General features: G+C 70.8%; 3 protein-coding genes. 1 reads left to right on the top strand and 2 read right to left on the bottom strand.

What is annotated here, in order from left to right; genetic code table 11:
• Nucleotides 1–18 precede the first annotated feature (18 nt).
• Nucleotides 19–687 carry a ScbR family autoregulator-binding transcription factor gene (locus tag EF918_RS33605; RefSeq protein ID WP_125652674.1) on the bottom strand — a complete coding sequence of 223 codons (669 nt, stop codon included), beginning with the start codon at nt 685–687 and terminating at the stop codon, nt 19–21.
• A gap of 134 nt (nt 688–821) precedes the next feature.
• Nucleotides 822–2,015, bottom strand: coding sequence for a cytochrome P450 (locus tag EF918_RS33600; protein WP_125652673.1), 1,194 nt, complete (start codon nt 2,013–2,015; stop codon nt 822–824).
• A gap of 766 nt (nt 2,016–2,781) precedes the next feature.
• Here EF918_RS33600 and EF918_RS33595 point away from each other — a divergent pair.
• Nucleotides 2,782–3,767, top strand: a 986-nt coding sequence (locus EF918_RS33595; RefSeq protein WP_260610926.1) for a ScbA/BarX family gamma-butyrolactone biosynthesis protein, incomplete at its 3' end; no start/stop codon positions are given.

The following is a 3,767-nucleotide window of genomic DNA, read 5'->3' as shown; positions in this document are numbered from 1 at the left end:
GCCCGGACCACCCCCACCTCAGGACATCGCCGGCTCCGCCCCAGCCGCTGCCCCGGCCGCCATCTCCGCGGTCACCCGCTCCCCACGATCGGCCGCCATGTCGATCCGCGCCAGCACCGCGGGCGTCGCGATGCTCGGGTAGATGTGCTGGTAGACCCCGGCGACCCGGTCCTCGATGTCCTCCCGGTCGCTCAGCGTCTGGGAGTAGATCTGCGCCCCCGCCCAGCAGGCGGACAGGATCCAGGCGGTCTCGCCCGGGTCCACGTGCGGCAGCAGTTCCCCCTGCTCCTTGGCCTCGACGAGCAGCCGCCGGGTGAATTCGATCCACCCCGGCACCGACCCGCCGCCGAAGATCTCCCGCATGCCGGGCCCGAGCGAGAGCCGTGCCCCGGCGCTGAGCATCGGCTCCCGCTTCATCCGGTACGCCAACACCATCGCGACGTCGACGAGTTCCTGCAGTTTGCTGGCCCGGGCCGGCACCCCGGCCTCACCGAACTGCTCGTCGAGCACGCCCTGGGCCAGCTCCTGCTTGGAGGAGAAGTGGAAGTACAGGGCGCCCTTGGTGACGCCCGCGCGGGAAAGGATGTCCGCGATGGTGGCGGCGTCGTACCCGCGCTCGTCGAAGACCGCGGCCGCCGCCTCCAAGATCGCGCGACGCGTACGGACCGCACGCTCCTGCCGTGCCACGGTGCCTCCGTTGCCTCCGTTGCCTCCGTCGTGCTGGGGTCTGTCCGGCGGGATCCCTCAACAGGATCCACCACCCCCCATGAAACCAACCAGAAGGTCCGTATTTTATCAAGGACGGTCCAAGCATTCCTTGATCAATCCTTGACCCTCCCCAGCCGCACCGGCAGTTCCCGCAACCCGTTCGAGATGAACGATTCGACGCGCCGCAACTCCCCGTGTTCCACCGCCAGGGACAGCCCCGGGAACCGGTCGAACAGCCGCCGCAGCGCCACCGCGCACTCCAGCCGCGCCAGCGTCGCGCCCAGGCAGTGGTGCGTCCCGAAGCCGAACGACAGGTGGTCCCCCCGGGTGGGCCGGGTGACGTCGAACCGTCCCGCGTCCGGCCCGTGCACCCCGGCGTCCCGCCCGACGGAGGCGAAGGACACCAGGATCGGATCGCCGCGCGGGATCACCACGGGCGGCTCACCCCCGGCCCCGCCCGGGACCTCGATGTCCTCGACGGCGAACCGGAACAGCGCGTACGAGGCGGGCGGCTCCAGCCGCAGCGCCTCCTCGACCACGTCCTCCCACGAGGCGAGCCCGTCCCGCACCAGCGCCGCCTGCCCGGGATGGCGCAGCAACTCGGTGACCGCGGTGCAGATCAGGTTGACGGAGGTCTCGTACCCGGCGGTGAACAGCAGGATCAGGTTGTCCACCAGCTCCTTCTCACTGAGCGCCGCGTCCCCCTCCCCCTCGTCCCGAGCCGTGATCAGCGCGCTGGTCAGGTCGTCGCCGGGGTGCTCCCGGCGGTACGCGAGCAGGTCGGTCATCGTCGCGTAGAGCAGCTCGGCGTTGGCCCGGGCGTCCTCGGCGGAGATACCGGTGTCGAAGAAGCCCTTGATGATGCGGTGCAACGGCGCCCAGGACCGCTCCGGTATCCCGAACAGCTCGAAGACGATCCGCGTCGGCAGCTCGTGCGCGAACTCCGCGCGCAGGTCCACCACCTCCCCCGCCGGCCGCGCGTCGAGCCGGTCCAGCAGTTCGTCGGCGACCTCCTCGATGCGCGGCCGCATGCCGGCGACCCGGCGCGCGGTGAACGCGGCCGCCACCGGCCGGCGCAGCCGGGTGTGCTCGGGCCCGTAGGCCGTGATCATGTTCTGTACGGAGACCCAGATGGCCAGCGGCCACTCCTCGCCGACGGCACCGTCGATCCAGGCCGGCCAGTGCCGGTAGGCGTCCTTCGACACCCGCGGGTCGACCAGCAGCCGACGGATCGTCCCGCTCCCGCTGACCACCCACGCCCGCACCCCACCGGGCAGCACGACCTGCGTGGCAGGCCCACGCCCCATGAGCAGCGCGGCCTCGCCATGGATGTCACTGCCCGAGGGATCGATGACATGAGGACAAACCGGAAAGGCCGGTGACACCTGGGACCCCGAGGACCCGTGAGACCCCGAGGACCCCTGAGACCCCAAAGACCCCTGAGCACCGGGGAGGCCTTGAGCACCGGGGAGGCCCTGAGCACCGGGGAGGCCCTGAGCACCCCGAGGAAGCTGACGTGACATCGGCCATCTCCACAACGTATCGGCGGCGTTCACCACGGACGACGGCGGCAGCGCCCCAGCCCCGACACCAGGAGCCTCGCGAGAAACCCTCGCAGAGGAACCCCTGACCCGGCGCGAGGAACCACCCACCCCCCGTGTTTCCAAACCGCCCATCCGGTTTCGAACTCCCCGGCGGCGGGCCCAAGTCTGGCATCCGCCTCCCTCCCACGCCAGCAGAACCCGCCCACCGGAGAGCCCCTCGACAACGGCTTGATTTCTCCTCCGCGGACGCCGGAGCCCAACACCCTCCCGGACCGGGGCATATGACCGGAAGACAGGCTCTCACTTGGCTCGGAACCCGCGCGTCCCCCCGATCTCCCTTCGACCGGAAGTTTGCTGGTGGGCCGTCGTACGCGCCTTCCCGGCGCCTACTCCCCGCATCCGCACGCGCGCACAGGCGACACACGCAAGGTCTTTGCATGCCTTGCAAACAAAACCGGAGAGTACGTATCTTGCGTGTCGCATAGGCAACCCCATCCCATCCGTCGACCACGGCTCTGCGGAGAGGTCCATGACGATGCTGACAATCCCCACGCCCACGCGGACACTCCCCCTGCAGCGGACCGCAGCGCCATGGACGCGCTGCAACGAGGCTCCCCGGCTGACCACCACCGTGCCCAAGGAATACGTGCACCGCAGCTCGCTCGCCGAGGTCTTCCTCACGGGCTGCGACCGCCTCGACGACGACACCTTCCACCTGACCGGCCAGTGGCCGCGCGCGCACACGTTCTTCACCAGCGCCGACGGCACCAGCCACGACCCGGTCCAGGCCGGCGAGACCGTCCGGCAGGCCGGTCTCTACCTCTGCCACGCCGTCTACGGAGTCCCGCTCGGCCACAACGTGCTGCTGTGGAGCCTGGACTTCAGCACCCGCCCCGACCGCCTGCGCATCGGCCGCAGCCCCAGCGAGCTCGAAATGATCGCCACCTGCACCGACTTCGGCTGGCGCGGCAACCGCTTCTCGGGCTTCCTGGAGGTCGACATCCACCGCGGCGGTGAACTCGCCGCCACCGGCACCGCCCGCTTCAGCTGCGTCGCCCCCGCCACCTACCGCAGACTCCGGGGCGGCCGCGGCCGGATCGGCGCGACCCGCCCCCTCGACCGCCGCCCGCCCATCCCTCCGGCCGCCGCCGGCCGACTGCTCCCCTTCGACGTCGTCCTCGCCGCCGCCGACCGGCCCGGACGCTGGCAGCTCAACCCCGACCTGGAGCACCCGATCCTGTTCGAGCACGCCAACGACCACCACCCGGGCATGGTCCTGGTCGAAGCCGCCCGCCAGGCCGCCTGCGGCCTGCACGCCCCCGGCACCTTCACCCCCACCGCCGTGTCCACGGAGTTCCACCACTACGCCGAACTGGACACCCCCTGCTGGATCGAGGCCACCCACCTGAGCCCGACCCACGTAGAAGTAACGGGCCACCAGGAAGACCGCCCCGTCTTCCGCTCCACAGTGACCGGCACCCCCCACCTATCCCTCATACCCACATCCGCGCCCAC

It is taken from the genome of Streptomyces sp. WAC06614, assembly GCF_003949795.1.
In the GTDB taxonomy this organism is placed as follows: domain Bacteria; phylum Actinomycetota; class Actinomycetes; order Streptomycetales; family Streptomycetaceae; genus Streptomyces.
The sequence above is the reverse complement of the archived record's forward strand: the minus strand, read 5'-3'. Positions and strand labels throughout refer to the sequence as shown.